The organism is Sphingobium sp. JAI105 (assembly GCF_015752145.1).
Classification (GTDB): Bacteria; Pseudomonadota; Alphaproteobacteria; order Sphingomonadales; family Sphingomonadaceae; genus Sphingobium; species Sphingobium xenophagum.
In genome coordinates, this window is the sequence record NZ_JADOUC010000001.1 from 3,325,902 (window position 1) to 3,347,351 (window position 21,450).

A 21,450-nucleotide genomic window follows, 5' to 3' on the forward strand; every position below is an offset into this window, starting at 1 on the left:
CCCAAGGAGAACAAGATATGGACGAAGAACAGAGCCTTTTGAACGAGCCGGAGCCGGAACCCCGGCCCAATGCCGCCGCCGAGGCCTTCGCGCACCTCTCGGAGCGCGTCGCCGCTATGGAGGAACGGCTTGAAGGGCGCATGGCTGTGATGGCCCGCGCGCTTGAGCATATCGCCATCGAGAAGCAGAGCCTCGAATTCCCCGACTATGGGCCGACGCTCGCCAAAATGAACGGCTATCTCGCGACGTTGGCGGGGCAGACGAAGACAATCATGGAAGCGCCAGCCATGCAGTTGACGCCGGAAAGCATGGCGGAGCGGATCGGCAAAGCGGCGGAAGCCGCACGCCAGACCGACCGGGCGACCATCAAGAAGTCGCAGGAATTGCATCATCAAACCCATGCGGATCAGATGCGCGCGATCGGCACCGTTCGGACCAAACATAATCAGCGCTGGCACATGCTCTGTTGCGGCGGCGGCTTGGCACTGGCCGTGTCGCTTCTGTGGCTGGCATATCCCGGCTGGGCGGCCAGCATTGGCCCGCAGAGCTGGCTCTGGCCGGAACGGGTGGCCCGTCGCACGTTGGGCGAGGCATCGCTATGGGATGCTGGTATCCGCCTCATGCGCGCCGGTAACTCGGAAGGCTGGCAAGTGATCATGGACGTCGCCGACCTGGCACGGGCGAACCGCGACACCTTTGCCGAATGTCAGAAGACAGCCGCTAAGACCAAAGGGCCGGTAAGTTGCACGGTCAGAGTAAGCATGGCGCAATCTTGAGCGGTTGGCTCGGGGCTACCTTCGAGAAGCCGGCTGGCCGCTTCGGCCCTTGTTGGGTAGCGCGCGGCCATTCGGCTTCGCCCAGCGACAATAGACGGGTGACGGAAAGGCCTTTGATTTCGTTGTCCGACACCTAGCCAATCCGACAGTGATTGTCGGACGCTGCCTGCGATGACGTAGCCACGCGGTGCCGATATTAACGGCATCAGCGCAAGAATGTGCGGCTCGTGACGGAAATTGATGTGATTGCCAACCTCATCGGCTCCGCAAACCGTATCTTGACGGGGAAGGCCTGCGGTTAAGGGACGACGATCGGTCACAGCCGTCGTCGCAGAGCTGCTTTCACCCCTAGCAGCAGGAAGATCAGGAAAATCCGGCGAAACAGCGGAGGGCTGATGCGCGTGCGCATCACTTGTCCGGCACCATGCCGAGCAAGGCAGAATGACCGCGAGCGTCAAGGAGATATCCTGCATTGGCAACGCCACGCTAGCCCGGAAATCTCACGGAATTAGGTGCATCGGGGCTCTGAATCGGATAAATTTCTTCTGCAACAAAGTCTTACCGGACAGCAGAGGAGTTCCCCGATGCCGACAGAGTGTAGCGCAAAGTCATTTGAGTTTGCACGGGTAGAATCGCGGTCGGTGGTGGCGGCATTCGATGGCGGGTCGGTGACGAGCGACGCCGGGAGCCTGCTGCTGGGGGCAACCGATCGGGCGATCAGGCTGGTGGATCGGTTTGCCGGCTGCTTTGCGGATCATCGCCGGTCGGAATTGATCGAGCATGAAGTCCGAACCTTGGTGAGCCAGCGGATATTCGGGATTGCGCTGGGCTACGAGGATCTGAACGATCATGACGAGTTGCGCCATGATCCGGTGATGGCGACGTTGGTCGGCAAGCTCGAGGCGGGACGCGCGGCCTGCGCGCCGCTGGCGGGCAAGAGCACGCTCAACCGGCTGGAGCTGTCGCGGCCGGAACCGACGCGATACCACAAGATCAGCCATGATCCGGAGGCGATCGAGGATCTGTTCGTGACGCTGTTTCTGGAAGCGCACAAGAAGGCGCCAAAGCAGATCATCCTCGACCTGGACGCCACGGATGATCCGATCCACGGCCATCAGGAAGGCCGGTTCTTCCACGGCTATTATGACGGCTATTGCTACCTGCCGCTCTACATCTTCTGCGGCCGGCACCTGCTGGCGGCCAAGTTGCGCCGTTCGAACATCGACGGGGCGGCGGGCGCCTGCGAGGAGGTCGAGCGCATCATCGCGCAAATCCGTCGCTCCTGGCCGCGGACCCGCATCCTGCTGCGCGCCGACAGCGGCTTTTGCCGCGAGAAACTGATGGCGTGGTGCGAGGCGAACAAGGTCGATTATCTGTTCGGCCTCGCCAAAAACAAGCGGCTGACAGCCGAGATCGAGCCCGAACTCGCCAAAGCCACCGACGAGAGCTGCCAGACCGGCAAGCCGGCGCGGCGCTTCAAGGACTTCATGTGGAGCACGCTCGATAGCTGGAGCCGCAGGCGGCGCGTCGTCGGCAAGGCCGAAGTGACGCAGGGCGACACCAACCCGCGCTTCGTGGTCACCTCGCTCAAGGCCGGCGAGGCCAAAGCGCGCGATCTCTACGAGAAAATTTACTGCGCGCGCGGCGAGATGGAAAACCGCATCAAGGAATGCCAGGCCGATCTGTTCGCCGACCGCACCTCAACCGCCACTATGCGCGCCAACCAGTTGCGTCTGTGGTTCGCGTCAATGGCCTATGTGTTGCTGTGCGCGCTGTGTTGCTGTGCGCGCTGCGCCGCGTCGGCTTGCGCTTTACCCAGTTCGCGCGGGCCAGTTGCGGGACCATCCGTCTCAAGCTGCTCAAGATCGGCGCGCGCGTCACTGTCAGCGTCCGGCGCGTCAAGATCGCCATGGCCTCTGCCTACCCGTGGCGCGACGAATGGGAACTCGCTCACCTGGCCTTGCGAACCGCCGCGACGCGCTGACGAACCAGACAGCGCACAGTCCGAAATCCGCCATCTCGCTTAACCCGCCATCGGGAATGGCCCCGCTCGCCCCGCAACCGCCGAAAATGCTCCTTCGAGCTGCCATCTCGCATCTCGGTCGCCTTCATCGCCGCCGAAAGGCCACAAAAGCGCACCGCCAGGTCAGATCAAACGGCGGTGTGAGATTTCCGGGCTAGAACAGCCCGATCGCAAGAACGATAGTGTATTGAAAGATGAGGGCATACGCGCTGCCGATACGGTAGAATCTACAGGTACCAATTAGCAGGCGCACTGGCATGATGACCGTCTTGTAGGAGACTTGTCATGCAACAGCTTAAGCAAAGCAGTGCCCATATCACCCTTTTGCCGGACCCATCGGAAGATCGCCGTGCCAATCACCGCACAAGGACCGTGTTCCGCGTGGCCCGTGCCCAGGTGCACCACGAAGAGGGACTGGTTTACATTCGTAACATTTCAGATAGCGGCATGAAGCTTGGCATCGGAATGCCGGTCGTGCTCAATGATCTTGTGCGCGTATGGCTTTCGGAGACCATCAGCATCGAAGGACGGGTTGTGTGGGAAAATGAGGCTGAATGCGGCCTTCAATTTGCAAAAGAAATCGACAGCGTGGCGGTGCTTCGTTTGACCGCAGAGCAAATTCGTTCGGGGGAAACTCGGGCGCCCCGCCTCTCAACGGATTTGCCAGCCGTCGTCACTTCTGAGCACGGCATGCGTTCGGCCCGTATTCGTGATGTCTCTCAACGCGGTATGAAGATTGCGCACGACGGTAGCTTCGCGCCAGGTCTAGCGGTCAAGATATTGCTGGAATCGGGGATCGAGCGTCGTGGGTTTGTCCGTTGGGTTCGCGACGAACTCGCAGGCATCAGCCTGACGGAATTGTTTAGTGTGGACGAACTGCGGATCGTGCACACGTTAGGCTCTGGAACCTATAACGGCTAAAGATGCTGCGAGACGCGACGTAGAAGTTATGATCCGCCTCGCCCTTTGTGGCGAGGCGAGGTCATTGCTTGCACTTCTGCGAGCAATTCCGCACTTCGGAAGGGCTTGCGCAAAACAGGGACCCCGCCAATGCGGCTTGCATGGGATTCCAGCTCTTCGGCAAAGCCGGTCATGAGCAACATAGGCAACTGGATTTTCCTAGCCTGCAGCATATCTACCAGTTCCACGCCGGTCATGCCGTCACGTAAGCGAATGTCGGAAATCAACATGGCAGGTTGTAAACCAGCATCTAAGAGGGCCAAGGCTTCCTCTGCCGATGGTGCTTCATCTACCGCATAGCCGCCACGTCCGAGGTGGAGGGCGAGCAACTTTCGTATCTTGGCGTCATCTTCTACGATCAGGATACGAGGCCGTTCGTCGTCTTGCGAAACCATCCTGACGGACGGCTCCTCTATTGGCAGCAGCATGCTGACCGTGGTCCCACGCCCTGGCGCGCTGTCTATGGTGATATCGCCGCCCGATTGCTTCACGAAATTATAGACCATTGGTAGACCCAGTCCATTGCCATGTCCGGCCAGCTTGGTCGTGAAAAACGGCTCAAAAGCACGAGCCTGCACCGTGTCATCCATTCCCATGCCGCTATCACTGACTGCAACCACGGCCACTGTTCCTAACGCAGGGCCAGCATTTGAGCGCCGACGGGTGCTGATGCGGATCGCCCCACCTTTTGGCATCGCATCCCGTGCGTTGAGCGCTAGGTTAAGCAGCGCTGTTTCGAATAAGGTCCGGTCCACCATGATACGGCCCACTGCCGCACTCAAATCCGTCTCAATCCGTATCGGTTCACTAATTGTGCGGCTGAGCAAGGAAACGATCACTTCAATCGTCGTATTGACCTGCATTTCCTCTGCCGTGCCGCCTTCACCACGCGCATATTGCAGCATACGGGTTACAAGGTTGGAACCCCCGTCTGCAGCTTCCATAATATCCGAGGCTGCTTCACCGACCAAAGATCCGGCCTTGGATTCGCCAGCAATCAGCTCCGCATTGCCCAAGATTAGCGCAAGGATATTGTTGAAATCATGGGCGATACCTCCAGAAAGCTTGCCGATAGCCTCCATCCTCTGCGATTCACGTAACCTGGCCTCCAACTCCCGCCGTTCCGTAACATCATTCTGAACGCCGAGATAAAAATGGCCCAATTCATCGTCATGGATCGGAGTAAGCGATAATTCGTTCCAGAACGCCGAACCATCCTTACGATAATTCAGGATGACGCCCATCCACGGCTCGCGCGCGCTGACGGCTTGACGTATCGCATCCCGTGTTTCTTGAGACGTTTCCAATCCAGACAAAAAACGGCAATTACGGCCGATGATTTCATCCTGGGAATAGCCCGTGAGGCTTATAAATGCCTGGTTGGCGAAGATGATAGGAACATCTTCTCGATTGCCGTCAGCAATAAGGACGCTCTGTTTGATAACGCCAAGTGCCAATCTCTGCAAACGTGGAATGTCGTAATCCTTGATTACGCGCGCCCAGGTAAGCCGCGCAGGAGAGGTTTTTCCCGAAGAAGACACGTTTGATGCTTTCCGCCTCCTACGTCGCTGCTGACAAAGCCATAATATGTTGCGGCATGAAGAGCAACAATTGCGAAAAAATCTCAGAGCTTTCCTGATTTTTAACGATACCACGCGACCATTCGGATAAGGAGCGCCGCCATGTGTGTGTATGTCGTTGATGATGATCCGCGTATCTGTCGCCTGCTTGCCCGGTTGGTAGGCCTGGAAGGGTTTGAAGTTCACACCTTCGAAAAAGCAGCAATGTTCCTCGAAAATTTAACACGTTTAAAATTTGGTCATGTAATACTCGATATCGACATGCCTGAGCATAATGGATTGGATGTTCTCGATCATATATTGCACCAAAAGCCTTACTGGCCTGTCATCATCATTTCAGGCAGTACGGCGATGGATGACGCAATCACAGCATTTCGCCGTGGCGCAATCCATTTTCTAAGGAAGCCATTTAGACGAGATGATTTAAGGGCAGTTTTGAGCGAAGCTCGTAAAGTTGGAGTCAAGCGCATTGCCGCCTATGAGCTGCAAGCGCGAGTTATGCAGGTCAAGTTAACTGGCCGCGAAACACAGGTGCTGGATGCGATGGCTGGTGGCCTGCAAAGCAAAATGATCGCTTGGAAATTGGGTTTGAGTATCCGCACCGTAGACATGCATCGCTCTAACATTCTCGCGAAATTGTCTGCCCGCAACTCTTCACAGGCGGTGGCAATTGCGCGTGGCTTGGGCCTGACACAGTAAGCTTGAAACGCAAGTCACCAAAAAATGACCGATACTGCGGTAATCAGGTGATAGCCGCCGTTCTCCAAGTGGGACACCTCGAAGAACCGCTGGATTTGGGCGTAGGGTCGACGGTGTGGATTGTGGCGGCGTGGCATGACTGATGTGCTGCATATTTTTCGGCGATTTCCATTTTTTCCGGTGCTGCTAGGGCCGGATTTACCTTCGGTGGCCATTGGCTCACATCAAGCAGGCGCAGTTCGCCCCGCGAGCCAGGCGAGGCGCTGGAAGTTATAGACAAGGTTGGCCATGCCGATCTTGACGGTAGCCCGGGCGATGCCGATGGTGCGCACGACAAGGCGCATTCGGTGCTTTTGCCCGTGACCTGCCCCCCGAAAGCTCCCTCATTGTAATGTAGAGTCTGCCCACTTGAAGGAGCAGACGCATGAGAAAGAGCCGTTTCACCGAGGCGCAAATCATCGGGATGATCAAGGAGCAGGAGGCAGGCCTGCCGACGGTCGAGATTTGCCGGAAGCACGGGCTGAGCACGGCGACGTTTTACAAGTTGAAGGGCAAGTATGGCGGCATGGAGGTGTCCGATGCCCGCCGACTGCGTCAGCTTGAGGACGAGAACGGCAAGCTGAAACGCTTGCTGGCGGACAGTATGCTCGACAACGTCATCCTGAAGGAACTGCTGGGAAAAGCCTGACGACGCCAAGCCAGCGGCGTGATGCTGTGCTCAAAGTGCTGGGAGGTTTTCAGATCTCCCAGCGCCGGGCCTGCGTGCTGATTGGTGTCGATCCCAAGACGGTCCGGCGCGAACGCCCGCCAGACCACGGTGCCATCCGTGTTGCCATGCGTGAGGTCGCGGGCAAGCGCCGCCGCTTTGGCTATCGCCGGATCGGCGTCATGCTCGAACGCCAGGGGCTGATCATGAATCACAAGAAGTTCTATCGGATTTACAGGGAGGAAGGGCTGTCGGTTCGTCGCCGTCGGGGTCGGAAACGGGCACTTGGTAGTCGCACCCCCATGCCCGTGCCGTTGATCCCGGGCGCACGCTGGTCGATGGACTTTGTGTCGGACACTTTCGGTGCGTCGCGCAAATTCCGGATATTGGCCATCAGTGACGATTGCTGCCGGGAGAACCTGTGCCTGGTCGGCGATACCAGCATCTCGGGTGCCCGAGTGGCGCGTGAACTCGATACGCTGGTACGGCTCTATGGCAAACCGGCTTGCATTGTCAGCGATAACGTCCTGGGTGGGGAAGCAATGGCGAGGTTTAGCCAGCAGGTCTCTACGCGCCGACAATGATCGGCACGGCATGCATTCTGAGCCAGATGGCTTCCACCGTCAACGGGATCGCTCTCTGCCATAGCAAACACAGGATCCAGCGGTGCCGAAGCGACCGTGGTCCTCACCGTCCTTAGAATGAGATACGCACCCAGGTGGAAGGCCCGAACATTATCTACAGGGTCGCTTTCGCGCCCTCACGGCACTTGCAGAGAGGGGGCCTTCCACCTGGCATCCGACCGTTCGAGGAACGGTCGGTACTCTGTCCCCGTTTTGACGACGGCGTGAGCCACGCGCGCCATCTTTGCGGTGAGCGCCGTCATCGCCTTGCGGCGGCGATCGGCATCGTCCGCGTGCCCGGCGGTATATCGTCCGAGCTTGTCGCGGAAGCTGTTGTCGCGCTGACGCGCGGCGACCTGGGCAGCCATCCAGAATGTTCGACGCAACCGCGCATTGCCGTACTTGGATAGTTTCGTGCGACCGCGGAACGTGCCGGACTGGCAGGTTGCGAGATCGAGGCCGCAGAACTTGAGGAACTGGCGGTGATGGTTGAAGCGGCGAAGGTCGCCTGCCTCAGCCAGGATCGTCAGTGCGTTGATCGGACCGATACCCGGGATATTGCGCAACAGCTGGTAATCAAGATGCTCTGCAAGCCGGGCATGGGCGAGCCGTTCGATCTCATCGCGTTGGTGGATGAGGCTGCGACCTTGCGCAATGACCATGCGAAACATGGTGATCGCGATCGAGTCCTCGGGCACCGGCAACGCCGCAGAACTGCAGGCGGTCTCATAGACATCGTTGATCAGCCGGGCCTTGGAGACCTTACGCCCGATCAGTGGCCATGCCTCTGCCGAGAAAGCGTCCCGATCAAGCGCGGTGATGCTGGTCGGAGTCGGGAACCGCTCGATCTGCGCAAGGAACCAATCCGACCTGCTGTTGCCGGCGAAGCGGGCGATCTCGGGGAAATAGAGCGGCAGGTAATGGGTCAAGATCCGATGCCAGGTCTGCGTCTTCATCTTGGAGACGACCTCGTGGGGCTTCGACAGCTCCTGAAGATCGTTGATGCCGGCGGCAAGCGGATCGACGTAGCGCTGTGTGGCACCGATCCGCAGCATGTGCAGTATCACCTGCGCATCTTTGGAATCATTTTTGTCCCAGCCATTATGCAACGCTTCGCGGGTTCGAGCGAGCGCTACTGATGAGATGAGGCGCAGCTCGAACCCCGCGGTCAGCAGCCTGTGCGCCAGCGTACGATGGTAATTTCCGGTCGCTTCAAATCCGACTACGATGGGACGACCGATGGCAGCGAGCTGTTCGGCAAAGTTGTCGTAGTCCTCTTTGTGCCGCGCGACAATCAGGATGAGAGAGCGTATTGCCTCACGGAGGAATGCTCCCGAATGGAGTGATCGTTGCCTCACGTAAATGTTCCCTACAGGACATAGCCAGTCATGGCGATACTTGCGTGACGGGTGGCCGTGCAGCCGAGCCGTAGGCGAGGCGGAGCGGCCACCCGTCACGCAGCGCTTATCATGGCCATCGTGCCTGCTGTGCCTTCGCTGGTTACCGCAGGCATATGACTGAACACGAGGGCACGTGCCTTTTCAGTGCGCCAGCCTTTCAGCCGACGTTGGACCGTCCGAAGGAGACCATTGGGGTAATTTCCCGGTTGCTCGGCCTGGAGCCTTTCCAACAACTCCCGTCCGGTGCGCCAGGGTTCTTCCTCGAACCAGGTTTCCAACTGGTCGGCAACCTGGACCAGCGGATCTGGTCGGCGACGCCCCCGTTTCTGCGGCGGTCTCGCTGTCGCCGTAGGCCGCGCCTCGCCGTTTTTCCATAACGTTCTCAGGCTCAACAGGAACGCATCCAGCGGCGGGGGCGACGCTGTCCCCGCCGGTGTCGCCGAGGCCACCGCATCAGCGAGGATCACCAGTTTTTGCTGCGCCATGCGGATGTCGCGCAGCAGCCGAACCGGATCCAGCCCGGCAGCGATGTGCCGAAGCTGCTGACGTGTCTGCTCGCTGGTCCGGGGCTCATCCATCAGGCGCTGGAACGGCGTCGCCGGGGCATGATAGCGTTTATACACTCTGGCTCCGTTCCGCTGCTTCTCGGCCAGTTTGAACGAAGGTTGGAAGAAGTTCACAAAAAGACGGGATGCGGCGTACAACTCCGCCAGCGACCTGGCCGCTTCCAGTCCCTCGAACCGACGATATCCCACCAGGCGACGCACAACGGAGCCATTTTTTTGCTCAACCCAGGCCTGATCGTTCTTCCGATAGGGCCGGCAACGGGTAAAGGTGACCCCAGTCGCGGCACAGTAGTCGCGTACGGTCTCATTGATGAACACACTGTCATTGTCAGAATCGAACCCCAGCAACGGGAACGGCATCAACTTGCGTAGTTCGGAAAGTACGGCAACCAACAGCGTTTGTTCGCGAACCAGTAGCGGTGCGCACTCGGTCCAACCTGTCGCGATATCGGTCAGCGTAAGCGTCCAGGCCCAGCTCCCCTTCGCAATCGGCCCGCTGTGTGACACAAGGTCTGCTTCCATATGTCCCGGAGCCGGGTCCCCCCAGTCGCTGAACGTTCGGATCGGAACGCTGCGCCTCAATTCTGATCCTGCCACACCCCGCCGCCGCAGCCTCGGACTGCTTTCCCTCACGGTCTTCAACGCCCGGTCGATCGTTGCTGCGCTCACCTGCAACAACTTGGCCTTGATCTCCGGATCCAGGTCAAGATGGCCATGGCCTTCCATGGCCTCGATCAGGATTGGTATGAGTGGCCGCAACCGCTTACCGCAGAGGCGATCGCTCGCCTCCCACAATAGGATCAGCGCGGTTCGCACCGCCTCGGTATAAATCCTGCGCTCGGGACGCGCCGTCTGTCGCGACGGCGCCTTCTCTCGCAAAATCCGCATCGCATGCTTGCGGTGCAATCCCGTGACCGCGACGAACTCGTCGAGAATCTTACCCTTGCTCGTGCGATCGGCCGCCCGATACCGCTCGCCAACCGCTTCAACCAATTCTCTCCGCGTTGCCATGCTCACCTTCCTCATCGTTTCCTCCCTGCCACCGCCGGGAGCATTTTAGATGAGGCAACTGGACAACACTCAGGAGCAATTCAGGCGAGGCAATGCGGCCGCTGGCGACAAGGTCAGCCAGCATTGCGCTATGCAGTTCACGCCGCTCCCGCATCTTCGCGATCTTCGCCTCCAGCGCCGCCGCCCGGTGGGCAGCACCCTCTGCCTCGGCTTCGGCGCGATCGGCAAGATCAAGACGGGCTAGATACTCTTCGATCCGCTCATCGGCATGGCTGATCCATCCGGCCAGTTTCTGGCGGGTGAAGTTGCGCTTGCGGCTATTGACCGCCTTGAGCTTCGTGCCGTCCACCGCCACCAGTTCGCGCCCGAACAGGTCGAGGCGGCCCCACAAAAGCACGAAGGATCGGAACAGCGGCTTGAACGCCGCCCGGTTGGTGCGACGGAAATCCGCGATCGTGCGGAAGTCGGGGCGTAGCCGTCCCTGCCGGGGACGCGGCCGAGATCATTTCGCAAAGCGGGAAGCAACTGCCCTTGCGAGCAGATTGCGTCACGAACATAGGAAGGTCTCGCCTACGGAACCCATCCTGCGGCGATCAACTTGCATCGACCGCGTAGACGACCCTGTACCCGGCATACGCACGGTTTCAGTCGTGAACGATTGATTAGCTGGCTTGACAGCGGGGCGATTAGACGACCCGCAACCATGCGGGCATCCATCACAGAGTTTTCGGACGGACTGAGGTGTTTCCGGCACATCCACGGATGAAGCGCTGTTTCCGACAATGCCATGCAAGCCCGCGCTATCCTGATGGACGGTTGGCACTTGTGATGGTATCAAACGCTTGTCGGAAGCGAGAACCGACGTTAAACCAATACCTTGCCATGGCTGCCGGGTGCCCGTCGGGTGCACCATTTTTTCCAGCCTCAGGCGCCAGCGCGGGCATGCGTTACCCGTTCAGCCTTCTGCCAGCATGGCGTCGATGATCGCCTGCCAGGCGGCAAGCGCTGTGCTATCCATCGCCAGGTCAGGATCGCGGATCGCGGCCAGCACGACGCGGGCATTGTCGCGATACATGCGCCGCATCGGTTCTGCATCGGGATCGTCCCAGTCCCAATCGGGTGCGATATTGGCGTACATGGCGCGGGCGGCGCGTTCCAGGGCGTTGGTTACAGCCATTTGAGTTTCCTGAAGCGAGCATAGAGCAGGGCGCAGATGATGCTGATCACGCCCAGCACCACGAAATAGCCATAGCGGGTGCGCAGTTCGGGCATATTCTCGAAATTCATGCCGTAAATGCCCGCGATCGCGGTCGGTACGGCCAGGATGGCGGCCCAGGCCGCCAATTGGCGGGTGATGACGCCGGTGCGCTGCTGTTCCAGCAAATTGCTGAATTCGAACACGGACGCCAGAATCTCGCGCAGATCCTCCACCATCGTCTGGACCCGGCGCACATGGTCGCGCACGTCGCTGAAATAGGGGCGGGCCTCCGCATCGATGCAGGGCAGTTCCTGCTTGACGAATTTGGTCGCGACTTCGTGCATCGGCGTCAGGATACGCTGGAAACGCAGCAGCTGGCGGCGAAGATTGAAGATGCGGGTGATGTCGTCATGCCCCAGGAACGTGTCGATGGTATGCTGTTCCATCGCCAGCACCTCTTCTTCTATCCCCTCGATGATCGGCAGATAGCCATCGACCACGAAGTCGAGGATGGCGTGCAGGACATAATCGACCCCCTGGGCGAGGCGGGCGGGCACCGCTTCCAGATCCTGCCGCAGGGCAAGGTGCGCGCGCGCAGAGCCGTGGCGGACGGTGATGATATGGCTGTGCCCCACGAAGATCGCGGTTTCGCCGTAGCAAATGCTGTCATCTTCGACATGGGCGGTCCGGGCGACGACGAACAGCTGGTCGCCATAAAGGTCGACTTTGGGCAGCTGGTTGGCCTTGACCGCATCCTCGACAGCCAGCGGATGCAGATCATAGGTGCGCTGCAGCGCCTGCATCTCCGCCAGCGTGGGGTCGGCGACGCCGATCCAGACAAATTCGGATTTGTCGTGGGCGCAGTCGATTCGCTCGTCGATCGACACCGACCGGACACGGGCGCCGTTGCGATAGAGATAGGCAGCGATGACAGTCATGAACAGGTCCGGCTTGGGGCAAGGCGAGGTTCGATTAGCAGATGGCGGGGATGGCGTCCCATCCCAATCAGGCCACGGCCCGCATGATTTTTCGACGAAGCGGTGGCAGGTGACTTCGCCCTGACATAGTTGGGGGCGAGAGGGGGATTGGAAATAGCAGGCGAAGGCGGTCCCCCATCATGTTGGCCATAGATTTCGAGGCATCCTGCCTGCCGCGCCACGGACGGTCCTTTCCGATCGAGGTCGGACTGGCGGGAGCGGATGGCGCGCGCAGCTGGATCATAAGGCCGCATCCCGACTGGGCGGGCTGGGGCTGGACGGCGGAGGCCGAGGCCTTGCACGGGCTGAGCCGGGCGCGGATCGAACGGGACGGGCTGCCTGCCCATGTCGTGCTGGATCAACTGGCCGAGGCGGTGGGTGGCCAGCGCGTGGTCGCCGACAGCCTGATCTACCCCTATTGGCTGGAGACACTGGCGGCGGCGGCCGGACGGTCGGCCCCCTTCGCGATCGATCATGTCGCAACGCTGCTGGACGAACGGCAGGTCGATGAGGCGCAAATCAGTGCGGCCGTGCGGATCGCCGACCAGCGATGTCCGACGCGGCACCGGGCAGGCAGCGACGCCCTGTGGCTGGCATGCGTCATGGCGCAGCTCTGGCCCGACCTTGCCGCTGCTCCGCCGGTGCGGATGCCGCTGATGTCCTGCTACTGATCCAAATCTGCCGTCGGCCATTAGCAACAATTTGTTACCTCCGGCAAATTTCGGAGACATTCGCCTGCCCTAATTCGGGCGCGCCGGCTTCGCAGGGGCCGGATGCTTTCGCCTGAGCAGGAGTTGCGATGATGACGCACAATGCCGCGCCGAATGGTCCGCGATGCCGGTAACCGCGCCGTTGATCATGGTCGCCGAGACGCAGCCGGATCTGCGCCGGACGATCCGCGAATTTCTGGAGGAAAGCGGCTTTCGCGTCCTGCCTGCCCAATCGTCCGACGATGTGTTTCAGGCGCTCGGTAAAGTGCCTGTGGGCGTCGTGGTGCTGGATTCGGCGTTGCGCGGGGCGGATGGGCTGGACCTGTGCCGCGACGTGCGCGAACGCAGCGACGTGCCTGTCATACTGGTCGGCGCCAATAGCAGCGAAGTGGACCGGGTGGTCGGGCTGGAACTGGGGGCGGACGATTATATGGCCAAGCCCTATTCGGGGCGGGAACTGGCTGCGCGCGTGCGGGCCGTGCTGCGCCGCGGCAGGAGCGATCGGTCGCCAGGCCTCAATCGCCAGACCCAGGCGGTGTTCGACGGCTGGACAGTCGATTTCGGACGGCGGACCATCCTTGATCCAGCCGGCGCGCCGGTCGATCTGACGGCGGCGGAGTTTACATTGCTGGCTGTGTTGCTGGACCATCCCCAGACAGTGATCGCGCGGGCGCGGCTGATGGAACTGGCCGGCGTGCGCGACGCGCCATCGTCGGATCGCAGCGTCGACGTGCTGATCAGCCGCCTGCGCCGCAAATTGCGCCATGGCGACCAGCCCGCGCCGATCGTGACCGCCCGCGGCATCGGCTACATGTTCAGCGCCACCGTCGATCGTTGCTGAAATATGCTTTCGCCGCACTGCAACATCGATTCAACGTTCAGACATACTATTTAACAAAGCCGCTGCGACCTAGCAAAGCCGCTCTCCTATCTAACGTGACAGGCCGGTCCGTTCCGACTGGCAAAACAACGAAGGAGAGACTCCATGAACGAGCTCATCGGTCGCGTTTTCAACTTCGAAAAGCACACGTTTCCGAACGAAAGCGCGCTTTACAACCGACTCGCCAGTGACGGTCAGAGCCCCAAGGCGCTGATGATCTCCTGCGCCGATTCGCGAATCGTTCCCGAACATATCATGCAGGCGCAGCCGGGCGATCTGTTCGTATGCCGCAATGCAGGCAACATCGTCCCGCCGCACGCGACGCAGAATGGCGGCGTCACCTCCACGGTCGAATATGCCGTCATGGTTCTGGGCGTCCGCGACATCATCGTTTGCGGCCATAGCGATTGCGGCGCGATGAAGGCTTTGTCGACCGAGGCCGACCTGACCGCCATGCCCAATGTCGCTGCCTGGCTGCGACACAGCCATGCCGCGCAGCAGGTCTGCAAGGCAAGCTATCCCGCCGATCTGAGCGACGCGGAAAAGCTGCGTAACATGGCGCTGGAAAATGTCGTCGCGCAGCTCGCCCATCTGCGCACCCATCCATCGGTCGCATCGGGCATCGCCCGTGGCGAAATTGCGCTGCATGGCTGGTATGTCGACATTCATGCCGGTCTGGTGATGGGCCTTGATGGCGAAACCGGCCGTTTCTCGCCGCTGCGCGAAGGCCAGCCGCTGCCCGTAGCGCTCCCTCACGCCCGTCGCCTCGCTGGCGAAGGCGAATATGCCCTGGCGGCGGAGTAAGCCATGTTGAAAGCCTTTTCCGGCGGCACATTCAGCCGCGATTTCGTAGCGTCGATCGTTGTCTTTCTGGTGGCGATGCCGCTGTGCATGGGCATTGCGGTTGCTTCCGGCGTGCCACCGGAAAAGGGCCTGATCACCGGCATCATCGGCGGCATCGTCGTTGGTCTGATGGCCGGTTCGCCCTTGCAGGTCAGCGGGCCGGCGGCGGGCCTTGCCGTCATCGTCTTTGAAATCGTCCGCGAACAGGGGCTTTCCGCCCTTGGTCCCATCCTGATCCTGGCAGGCGCGATCCAGGTGGTCGCCGGGTTGTTGCGGGTCGGCGGCTGGTTCCGCGCGATTTCGCCCGCGGTCGTACACGGGATGCTGGCTGGCATCGGCGTGCTGATCGTGGTCGGCCAGTTCCATGTGCTGTTCGACGACAAGCCCTTGTCGAGCGGCCTGCACAATCTGATCGCTATGCCGGGCCAGATTTTCGGCCTGACCAACGGCGATGCGGCGACGGCCTTCGCGGTCGGCCTCATCACCATCTTCGGCATGCTGGGTTGGGAGAAATTCCGCCCCGCCTCGCTCAAGCTGGTGCCCGGCGCACTGGTTGGCGTGGTTGCGGCCACGCTGGTCGCCTTCCTGCTCGCCCTGCCGGTCGCGCGCGTCGTCGTGCCGGAATCGATTGTCGGCGCCATCACGCTGCCCGAAGGCGGATTGCTGGCGCAATTGCTCAATCCGACCGTGATCACCACCGCCGTTGCGATCGCCTTCATCGCCAGCGCCGAAACCCTGCTGTCGGCCGCTGCCGTCGACCGGATGCATGATGGCGTACGCACCAATTACAACCGGGAACTCAGCGCGCAGGGCGTCGGTAATCTGCTTTGCGGCTTTGCCGGGGCGCTGCCGATGACCGGCGTTATCGTGCGCAGTTCCGCCAACGTGCAGGCGGGGGCCAAGACCCGGATGTCCACCATATTGCACGGCATCTGGATTTTGGGCTTCGTGGCGCTGCTCCCCTGGTTGCTGCGTGAAATTCCGATGGCTGCGCTGGCGGGCATATTGGTTGTCACCGGCGTTCGTCTGGTCAGTGTCGATCATGTTCGCCATCTGCTGCACCGCTATGGACCGTTGCCGGCCATCGTGTGGGCCGCGACGCTGATCTGCGTGGTCGCAACGGACCTGTTGACCGGCGTGCTGGTCGGCATTGGCCTGTCGATGCTGGAACTGATCCCGCATCTGAGCCGTCTGCGGCTGAAGATGGAGGAAGAAAGCCGTGGCGACACGTATGAAGTCGCGCTGCGCGGTTCGGCCACCTTCCTCAACCTGCCCAAGCTGTCGGCCAAGCTCGACTCGCTGCCTGCGGCCGGCCTCGTCATCCTGAATGTCGAGCGGCTGGGGCATATCGACCATACCTGCGCCGAAATGGTGCGGGAATGGGTCGATCGCCGCCGCGGTGCCGGTTCGCCGGTCGAACTGTTCGGCGCAACCGGACGGATGCGCCAGCTCGTCGCCTGATCATCCCCCCCCCTGATCAGGCGACCAAAATGCCGCCGTGTTCCTCCCGACACGGCGGCATTTTGCCGTTTTAGGGCGGCGACGACGACCTTCAAATCGTTACTTTTATGTCACAGCAATTTCCAACATCTCGCATATGCGAGAAAAACCTGTTTGCCTGCCGGGCATTTGAGAATTAGTCAGACGTCGACCACAGGCACTGGAAGCGGCAGCAACAGACTTTCGGGCCAGTGGACGCAGGACGGAACATTCTTTCGTAAAGGGGAATGTTCATGAAGTATAAGATCGCTACCGCCGCCCTCGCCCTTATGTCGAGCGTCCCGGCTTTCGCGCAGGAAGAACCTGCCGGTCCCGTCACCATATCGGGCAGCGTTGCCCTGGTTTCCGACTATCGCTTCCGTGGCGTGTCGCAGACGGACAAGGGCATGGCCGTTCAGGGCGGCATCACCGCCACGCATGAAAGCGGCGCCTATGTCGGCACCTGGGCATCGAACCTGTCTGGCTGGGGTACTTTTGGCGGTTCCAACATGGAACTCGACCTGTTCGCCGGTTACGCCATTCCGCTGGGCGGCGCGACGCTCGACGTTGGTCTGACCTGGTACATGTATCCGTCGGGCGCCAACACGACCGATTTCGCCGAACCCTATGTCAAGCTGTCCAGCACGCTCGGCCCGGTCAATGGTCTGATCGGTGTCGCCTACGCACCCAAGCAGGAAGCGCTCGGCAAGGTTTGCAGCGACGCGGCCTGCACCATCTTCAATCCGGGCGCCAAGGAAGACAATTTCTATGTCTGGGCCGACGTGAACGGTGCGGTGCCTAACACGCCGCTCACGCTGAAGGCGCATTTGGGTTGGTCGAAGGGCAACTCCGGCCTTGGTCCGAACGGCACGTCGATCGCCCCGACCGGCAAATATCTCGACTGGCTCGTCGGTGCCGACGTCGCCGTTCCCGGTACGCCGCTGACGCTGGGTGTTTCTTATGTCGACACCGACATTGCGCGCGTCGAAGAAAACTACCTCCGCCCGAACTTCTCCGATGCAGACGGTTCGTCGATCGCTCGCGGCAAGGTCGTCTTCTCGCTGACCGCAGCCTTCTGATCCAGATGCGCCGGGCCTGTCACGCAGGCCCGGCGCAACCTGTCCTGCCGCGTCCATCCGCCGATGTCGCGGGCATGACAAATTGTTGCTGTCGCGCTTGCAGATCGTTTCGCAAGCTTCACATGGTTGACCCTGTTCAAGGGCGACCTTATCCCTGCTGACATGACCAACGTCCTGTCGTTCCCATCATGACCGCCCCCACCATCATCCTGGTCGAGGATGACCCGCCACTGCGTACGCTGACCGCGCGGGCGTTGCAGGAACATGGCTATCAGGTTCGTCCAGCCTCTTCGGGACCGGAAATGTGGGTGGCGTTCGATGCCGGGCCGGTCGATCTGGTCGTGCTGGACGTCATGTTGCCGGGCACCAACGGCATAGACCTGTGCCGCCAGATCCGGCGCAAGAGCGATGTTCCCATCATCTTCATCAGCGCCAAGGGCAGCGAGACCGATCGTATTGTCGGGCTGGAACTGGGCGCGGACGATTATCTGCCCAAGCCGTTCGGCACTCGCGAACTGATTGCCCGCATCCGCGCCATCCTGCGCCGCGTCGGGCTGGAGCGCGGGCCGGACGATCATCGCGAAAATGAAGCGCGCTTCGATGACTGGGTGGTCAATTTCCCCCGCCGCGAACTGCGATCGCCCACGGGCGCGATCGTCGACCTGACGGGCGCGGAATTCGACCTGCTGGGCAGCTTCCTCAGCCATCCGCAGCGGGTGATCGCGCGGGAACGGCTCATAGAATTGTCGCGCACCCGCATGGGCGACAGCAGCGACCGCAGCATCGACGTGCTGGTCAGCCGCTTGCGCCGCAAGCTGACCACAGAGGATCGGCCGGCGCCCATCACCACGGTGCGGGGCGTCGGCTATATGTTCAATGCCGAGGTCAGCCGCGCTTGAAACGGCATTTCAAAGGATCGCTGGGGCTGGTCGGCCGCATTTTCGCGATCCTTTTGCTGACGGTGACGCTGGAATTTGCCGTCGGCACGCTGATGTACGAGCGGGCCAGCCAGCTATCCCTGCAGGATGACGAGGCGCGACGGCTGGCCGAGCATCTGGTGATCGCGCGCAAGCTGCTGACCGAACAGCCGGTTGAGGAGCGGCGCACGATGGGCGTCCAGCTGACCACGGACCGCTATGACGTGCATTGGTCGCCCGCTGCGCCACCGCCGCCGCCCCTGTCGCCCGAACTGGAGCGGATGCGCCAGCAGATCATCGCCTGGGAACCCAGTCTGGAACGATCCCGCCTGTGGCTGCGGCTGGCGTCGCCGGGCCGCCATTCGGAAATCAATGGCGGGCTGCAATTGCCCGATGGCAGCTGGCTCTATTTCGGTATGCACCATGGCGGAGGCAAATGGGCCTTCACCATCGGACGGATGGGGATGGCGCTCATTCCCGTGCTGGCGCTGTTGATTGCGGGTTGGGTTCTGATCCGCAAGACGCTGGACCCGCTGCGCGACCTGACCCGCGCGACCGAGCAGATCGGCCTGGGGCGCGAGGTGATCCTGCCAGAAGCGGGCACCAACGATGTGCGCAACCTGATCCGCGCGTTCAACGTGATGCAGACCCGCATCCATCGCCTGATCGATGAACGGACGGAGACGCTGGCTGCGGTTGGCCATGACATGCGCACGCCGCTGGCGCGGCTGCAATTGCGGCTGGAAACGGTGCCCGACGGGGAAACGCGCGAGGCGATGGATGGCGACCTGGAGGAAATGGGGCAGATGATCGAATCGCTGCTCGATTTTCTGGGCGGTGAGAAAGACCCTGAACCTGCGGTGCGGACGGACCTGGCGGTGACGGTCGCGACGATCGTCGATTCGTTTCAGGACCATGGCCATGATGTCGAATATGCCGGGCCGGATCATCTGGAACTGGCGGTGCGGGCGCTATCGCTCCGCCGGGCGGTGCGCAACCTCATCGAAAATGCGCTGCATTATGGCAAGCGCGCCCGCGTGAGCCTGGAGCGCAAAGGGAATGAGGTGCTGATCCGAGTCGATGATGATGGACCGGGCATCCCGCGCGACCAGCTTGACGCCGTACTCAAACCCTTTGCCCGGCTCGACACCGCGCGCCAGCGCAATACCAGCGGATTGGGGCTGGGGCTGGCGATCGTGCAGAAGGCGGTCGATGCCGAAGGCGGCAAGCTGACGCTCGCGAACCGGCCCGAAGGGGGCTTGCGCGCTGAAATCTGCCTGTTCCTGCCTTCGGGCAAATGAGAAACCGCGGTCACGAGCGATATTCGCGGCGCGAACCGGAATAGCCCGGCCAAAGCGCCGTCATTGCGCGGGGCAACTGCTCCCTTCGCCCGCCACCAGATCCAGGCAACGGCCATCAATCTCGCTCTTGGGAACGGGCAGGCCGATCAGAGCCGCCAGCGTCGGCATGATGTCGACCGTTTCCACGCCCAGCGGCTGCTCGAAATGGGTTAGCCCCTTGCGCCAGAACAGGATGGGCACGCGGCGATCATAGTCCCATGGGCTGCCATGGGTGGCGACATAGCCTTTGGTCGGATCGACGATCGGCGTGATCCGGGGCTTGAGCAGCAACAGGATGTCGCCCGACCGCGCCGGATCGAAACTGGCGCGCGCTTCCTGTAGCAGCGACCAGCTTTCCGGCGGGCCGGACGGGGAGGGGACGGCGGCGATCTGCGCCTTGGTAAAGGCTGCCTCGACCTGCGGATGCGCGCGCAGCAGCTTGAGCGTCTCGGCCTCCACCTTCGCGCGCTGGGCGGCAGTCAGCCCCTTGTCGATATAAAGGTCGCCCGCCGGGCCGTCACCCCAGATCAGCGTCTTGCCGGACAGGCCGGTGATGGCCCCGATCGTCGCGCTCAGCGCCTTGGGCGTCAATGCCGCGTCGACGCGGTTTTCCATCGGCATGGCATTTTCGCGGTGACGTTCGGGCAGGTCGTGGCCGCCATGGTCGGCAGTCAGCACCACCGCATAGTCGATGCCATCCTTGTCGAGCCGGTCGAAGAAAGCACCCAGTTCGCGGTCCAGACGGTCGATCTGGATGCAGCTTTCGGTGCCTTCGGTGCCATAGGTGTGGCCGACATAATCGGTCGCCGACAGGCCGATCGAGATGATGTCGGTCTGCGCCTGCTTGCCCAGCGCCATGCTTTCGATCGCACCGGCGGCCAGCACCAGCGTCATCGCATCCTGTTCGGGCGAGGCGCGGAAGGCCTTGAAATCACCGGCTGCGCGCGCGAAGCGGCCGGTGCCAACGCTCTTGCCAGCGCCGATCGCGACCGGGAAATCCTTGGCCACGCATTGTTGCGGCAGGTCGAATCCCGCATTGGGCTGGGCCAGGCGCGCGGCAAAGGCTTCGTTGATCTTCGCCACCAGTGGCGGGGTGGCGACGCCCTTGTAGCTGACGAAGCCTTGCGCGCCGCCGATCCACCATGTCTGATCGGCGGTCGGTCCGCCCATCATGATCGCGGCGCGATCCTTCCCCGCGACCGATACGACGCGGGCAGCGGGGTTGGCGATCTTCATCCGGCCGCCCAATGTGGGGACTTTCAGGTGAATGGGGGAGGCGACATAATTGCCGCTGTTGCTGCCCGGCTGACTTTCATCCTCGGCGCAGTAGACCGCCTTGTCCTCGCGCGCGGTCGACAGGTCGAACCATGTGTTTGCGATGATCCCGGTGCGCGACGGGCGGCTGCCGGTCAGGATGGTCGAATGGCCGGGGCAGGTTTCGGTCGCGGCATGGCTTTGATAACCCTTGGGGAACACGACCCCTTGCGTCAGCCGCTTCAGGCCGCCGCTATAATATTGGCGATATTCGCTGAACAGGTCGGCGGAAAACTGGTCGACCGATATGGCGACGATCAGTTTGGGCGGCGTCGTCTGGGCTGTGGCCGGGATCGCGGTGGCGAGCAGCAGGGCGGTGGCGACTTTTCTCAACATCTACTCTACCTTCTCCAGCCTTGACGGCGAACG

At 61.4% G+C, this 21,450-nt stretch carries 16 protein-coding genes and 4 pseudogenes; 12 read left to right on the forward strand and 8 right to left on the reverse strand.

Annotated features, from left to right (window positions below; all coding sequences use genetic code 11):
- Positions 1-17: 17 nt before the first annotated feature.
- The 3 genes and pseudogenes from IWY39_RS16180 (at position 18) to IWY39_RS16190 (ending at position 3,720) form a co-directional block, all read left to right on the forward strand.
- The gene (locus tag IWY39_RS16180; RefSeq protein ID WP_196871617.1) at positions 18-776 is read left to right on the forward strand and encodes a DUF6118 family protein; all 759 of its coding nucleotides are present in this window, start codon (positions 18-20) and stop codon (positions 774-776) included.
- 584 nt (positions 777-1,360) lie between these two features.
- Positions 1,361-2,760, forward strand: a pseudogene (locus tag IWY39_RS16185) (IS1380 family transposase).
- Between the two features lie 324 nt (positions 2,761-3,084).
- On the forward strand, positions 3,085-3,720 hold the full coding sequence (locus tag IWY39_RS16190; protein WP_107126603.1) for a PilZ domain-containing protein: 636 nt from the start codon (positions 3,085-3,087) through the stop codon (positions 3,718-3,720).
- Positions 3,721-3,746: 26 nt separating this feature from the next.
- Here IWY39_RS16190 and IWY39_RS16195 read toward each other — a convergent pair whose 3' ends face one another.
- Positions 3,747-5,300, reverse strand: coding sequence for a PAS domain-containing protein (locus tag IWY39_RS16195; protein WP_145169968.1), 1,554 nt, complete (start codon positions 5,298-5,300; stop codon positions 3,747-3,749).
- A gap of 141 nt (positions 5,301-5,441) precedes the next feature.
- Between IWY39_RS16195 and IWY39_RS16200 the strand changes: the two genes are divergently transcribed.
- Positions 5,442-6,038: a response regulator transcription factor gene (locus IWY39_RS16200; protein ID WP_145169966.1), complete on the forward strand. Its 597-nt coding sequence runs from the start codon at positions 5,442-5,444 to the stop codon at positions 6,036-6,038.
- A 224-nt stretch (positions 6,039-6,262) separates the two neighbouring features.
- Here IWY39_RS16200 and IWY39_RS16205 read toward each other — a convergent pair.
- Positions 6,263-6,397 (reverse strand): annotated as a pseudogene (locus IWY39_RS16205) (IS5/IS1182 family transposase); the annotation flags it as partial.
- 65 nt (positions 6,398-6,462) lie between these two features.
- On the opposite strand from IWY39_RS16205, the pseudogene IWY39_RS16210 reads away from it, so the two are divergent.
- Positions 6,463-7,268 (forward strand): annotated as a pseudogene (locus IWY39_RS16210) (transposase); the annotation flags it as partial.
- A gap of 214 nt (positions 7,269-7,482) precedes the next feature.
- Here IWY39_RS16210 and IWY39_RS16215 read toward each other — a convergent pair.
- The 5 genes and pseudogenes from IWY39_RS16215 to IWY39_RS16235 all read right to left on the reverse strand — a co-directional run.
- Positions 7,483-8,599 (reverse strand): annotated as a pseudogene (locus IWY39_RS16215) (IS110 family transposase); the annotation flags it as partial.
- Between the two features lie 221 nt (positions 8,600-8,820).
- Complete coding sequence (locus tag IWY39_RS16220) at positions 8,821-10,359, reverse strand: integrase catalytic domain-containing protein (RefSeq protein ID WP_107124880.1); 1,539 nt, start codon at positions 10,357-10,359, stop codon at positions 8,821-8,823.
- On the reverse strand, positions 10,319-10,741 hold the full coding sequence (locus IWY39_RS16225; RefSeq protein WP_146147656.1) for a hypothetical protein: 423 nt from the start codon (positions 10,739-10,741) through the stop codon (positions 10,319-10,321). The genes IWY39_RS16220 and IWY39_RS16225 overlap by 41 nt, the downstream gene beginning before the upstream one ends.
- A gap of 558 nt (positions 10,742-11,299) precedes the next feature.
- Positions 11,300-11,521: a hypothetical protein gene (locus IWY39_RS16230; protein ID WP_107123753.1), complete on the reverse strand. Its 222-nt coding sequence runs from the start codon at positions 11,519-11,521 to the stop codon at positions 11,300-11,302.
- Positions 11,512-12,480 carry a magnesium and cobalt transport protein CorA gene (locus IWY39_RS16235; RefSeq protein ID WP_107123752.1) on the reverse strand — a complete coding sequence of 323 codons (969 nt, stop codon included), beginning with the start codon at positions 12,478-12,480 and terminating at the stop codon, positions 11,512-11,514. Before IWY39_RS16235 ends, IWY39_RS16230 begins: the two co-directional genes overlap by 10 nt.
- 179 nt (positions 12,481-12,659) lie before the next feature.
- On the opposite strand from IWY39_RS16235, the gene IWY39_RS16240 reads away from it, so the two are divergent.
- The 7 genes from IWY39_RS16240 to IWY39_RS16270 all read left to right on the forward strand — a co-directional run bounded on the left by IWY39_RS16240 (position 12,660) and on the right by IWY39_RS16270 (position 19,728).
- Positions 12,660-13,190, forward strand: coding sequence for a hypothetical protein (locus IWY39_RS16240; protein ID WP_107123751.1), 531 nt, complete (start codon positions 12,660-12,662; stop codon positions 13,188-13,190).
- A 163-nt stretch (positions 13,191-13,353) separates the two neighbouring features.
- The gene (locus tag IWY39_RS16245; RefSeq protein ID WP_086485419.1) at positions 13,354-14,070 is read left to right on the forward strand and encodes a response regulator; all 717 of its coding nucleotides are present in this window, start codon (positions 13,354-13,356) and stop codon (positions 14,068-14,070) included.
- A gap of 144 nt (positions 14,071-14,214) precedes the next feature.
- Positions 14,215-14,913, forward strand: a complete 699-nt coding sequence (locus tag IWY39_RS16250; RefSeq protein WP_017182201.1) for a carbonic anhydrase — start codon at positions 14,215-14,217, stop codon at positions 14,911-14,913.
- A gap of 3 nt (positions 14,914-14,916) precedes the next feature.
- Complete coding sequence (locus IWY39_RS16255) at positions 14,917-16,413, forward strand: SulP family inorganic anion transporter (protein WP_107123750.1); 1,497 nt, start codon at positions 14,917-14,919, stop codon at positions 16,411-16,413.
- Positions 16,414-16,679: 266 nt separating this feature from the next.
- On the forward strand, positions 16,680-17,510 hold the full coding sequence (locus IWY39_RS16260; RefSeq protein WP_107123749.1) for a TorF family putative porin: 831 nt from the start codon (positions 16,680-16,682) through the stop codon (positions 17,508-17,510).
- Between the two features lie 188 nt (positions 17,511-17,698).
- Positions 17,699-18,409, forward strand: coding sequence for a response regulator (locus IWY39_RS16265; protein WP_006961535.1), 711 nt, complete (start codon positions 17,699-17,701; stop codon positions 18,407-18,409).
- Entirely contained in the window at positions 18,406-19,728 is a 1,323-nt protein-coding gene (locus tag IWY39_RS16270; protein ID WP_019051561.1) for an ATP-binding protein, read from the forward strand. The genes IWY39_RS16265 and IWY39_RS16270 overlap by 4 nt, the downstream gene beginning before the upstream one ends.
- A gap of 60 nt (positions 19,729-19,788) precedes the next feature.
- Here the strand turns inward: IWY39_RS16270 and IWY39_RS16275 are convergent, their stop codons facing one another.
- A complete protein-coding gene (locus IWY39_RS16275; RefSeq protein ID WP_107123748.1) occupies positions 19,789-21,417 on the reverse strand; it encodes an alkaline phosphatase family protein in 1,629 nt (542 codons plus the stop codon).
- Positions 21,418-21,450: the final 33 nt, after the last annotated feature.

Excerpts from the sequence above, each read along its gene's own strand:
- IWY39_RS16180 (WP_196871617.1), top strand. The coding sequence starts at position 18 with ATGGACGAAGAACAGAGCCTTTTGAACGAGCCGGAGCCGGAACCCCGG.
- IWY39_RS16190 (WP_107126603.1), top strand. The coding sequence starts at position 3,085 with ATGCAACAGCTTAAGCAAAGCAGTGCCCATATCACCCTTTTGCCGGAC.
- IWY39_RS16200 (WP_145169966.1), top strand. The coding sequence starts at position 5,442 with ATGTGTGTGTATGTCGTTGATGATGATCCGCGTATCTGTCGCCTGCTT.
- IWY39_RS16220 (WP_107124880.1), bottom strand. The coding sequence starts at position 10,359 with ATGAGGAAGGTGAGCATGGCAACGCGGAGAGAATTGGTTGAAGCGGTT.
- IWY39_RS16230 (WP_107123753.1), bottom strand. The coding sequence starts at position 11,521 with ATGGCTGTAACCAACGCCCTGGAACGCGCCGCCCGCGCCATGTACGCC.
- IWY39_RS16235 (WP_107123752.1), bottom strand. The coding sequence starts at position 12,480 with ATGACTGTCATCGCTGCCTATCTCTATCGCAACGGCGCCCGTGTCCGG.
- IWY39_RS16240 (WP_107123751.1), top strand. The coding sequence starts at position 12,660 with ATGTTGGCCATAGATTTCGAGGCATCCTGCCTGCCGCGCCACGGACGG.
- IWY39_RS16245 (WP_086485419.1), top strand. The coding sequence starts at position 13,354 with ATGCCGGTAACCGCGCCGTTGATCATGGTCGCCGAGACGCAGCCGGAT.
- IWY39_RS16250 (WP_017182201.1), top strand. The coding sequence starts at position 14,215 with ATGAACGAGCTCATCGGTCGCGTTTTCAACTTCGAAAAGCACACGTTT.
- IWY39_RS16255 (WP_107123750.1), top strand. The coding sequence starts at position 14,917 with ATGTTGAAAGCCTTTTCCGGCGGCACATTCAGCCGCGATTTCGTAGCG.
- IWY39_RS16260 (WP_107123749.1), top strand. The coding sequence starts at position 16,680 with ATGTTCATGAAGTATAAGATCGCTACCGCCGCCCTCGCCCTTATGTCG.
- IWY39_RS16265 (WP_006961535.1), top strand. The coding sequence starts at position 17,699 with ATGACCGCCCCCACCATCATCCTGGTCGAGGATGACCCGCCACTGCGT.
- IWY39_RS16275 (WP_107123748.1), bottom strand. The coding sequence starts at position 21,417 with ATGTTGAGAAAAGTCGCCACCGCCCTGCTGCTCGCCACCGCGATCCCG.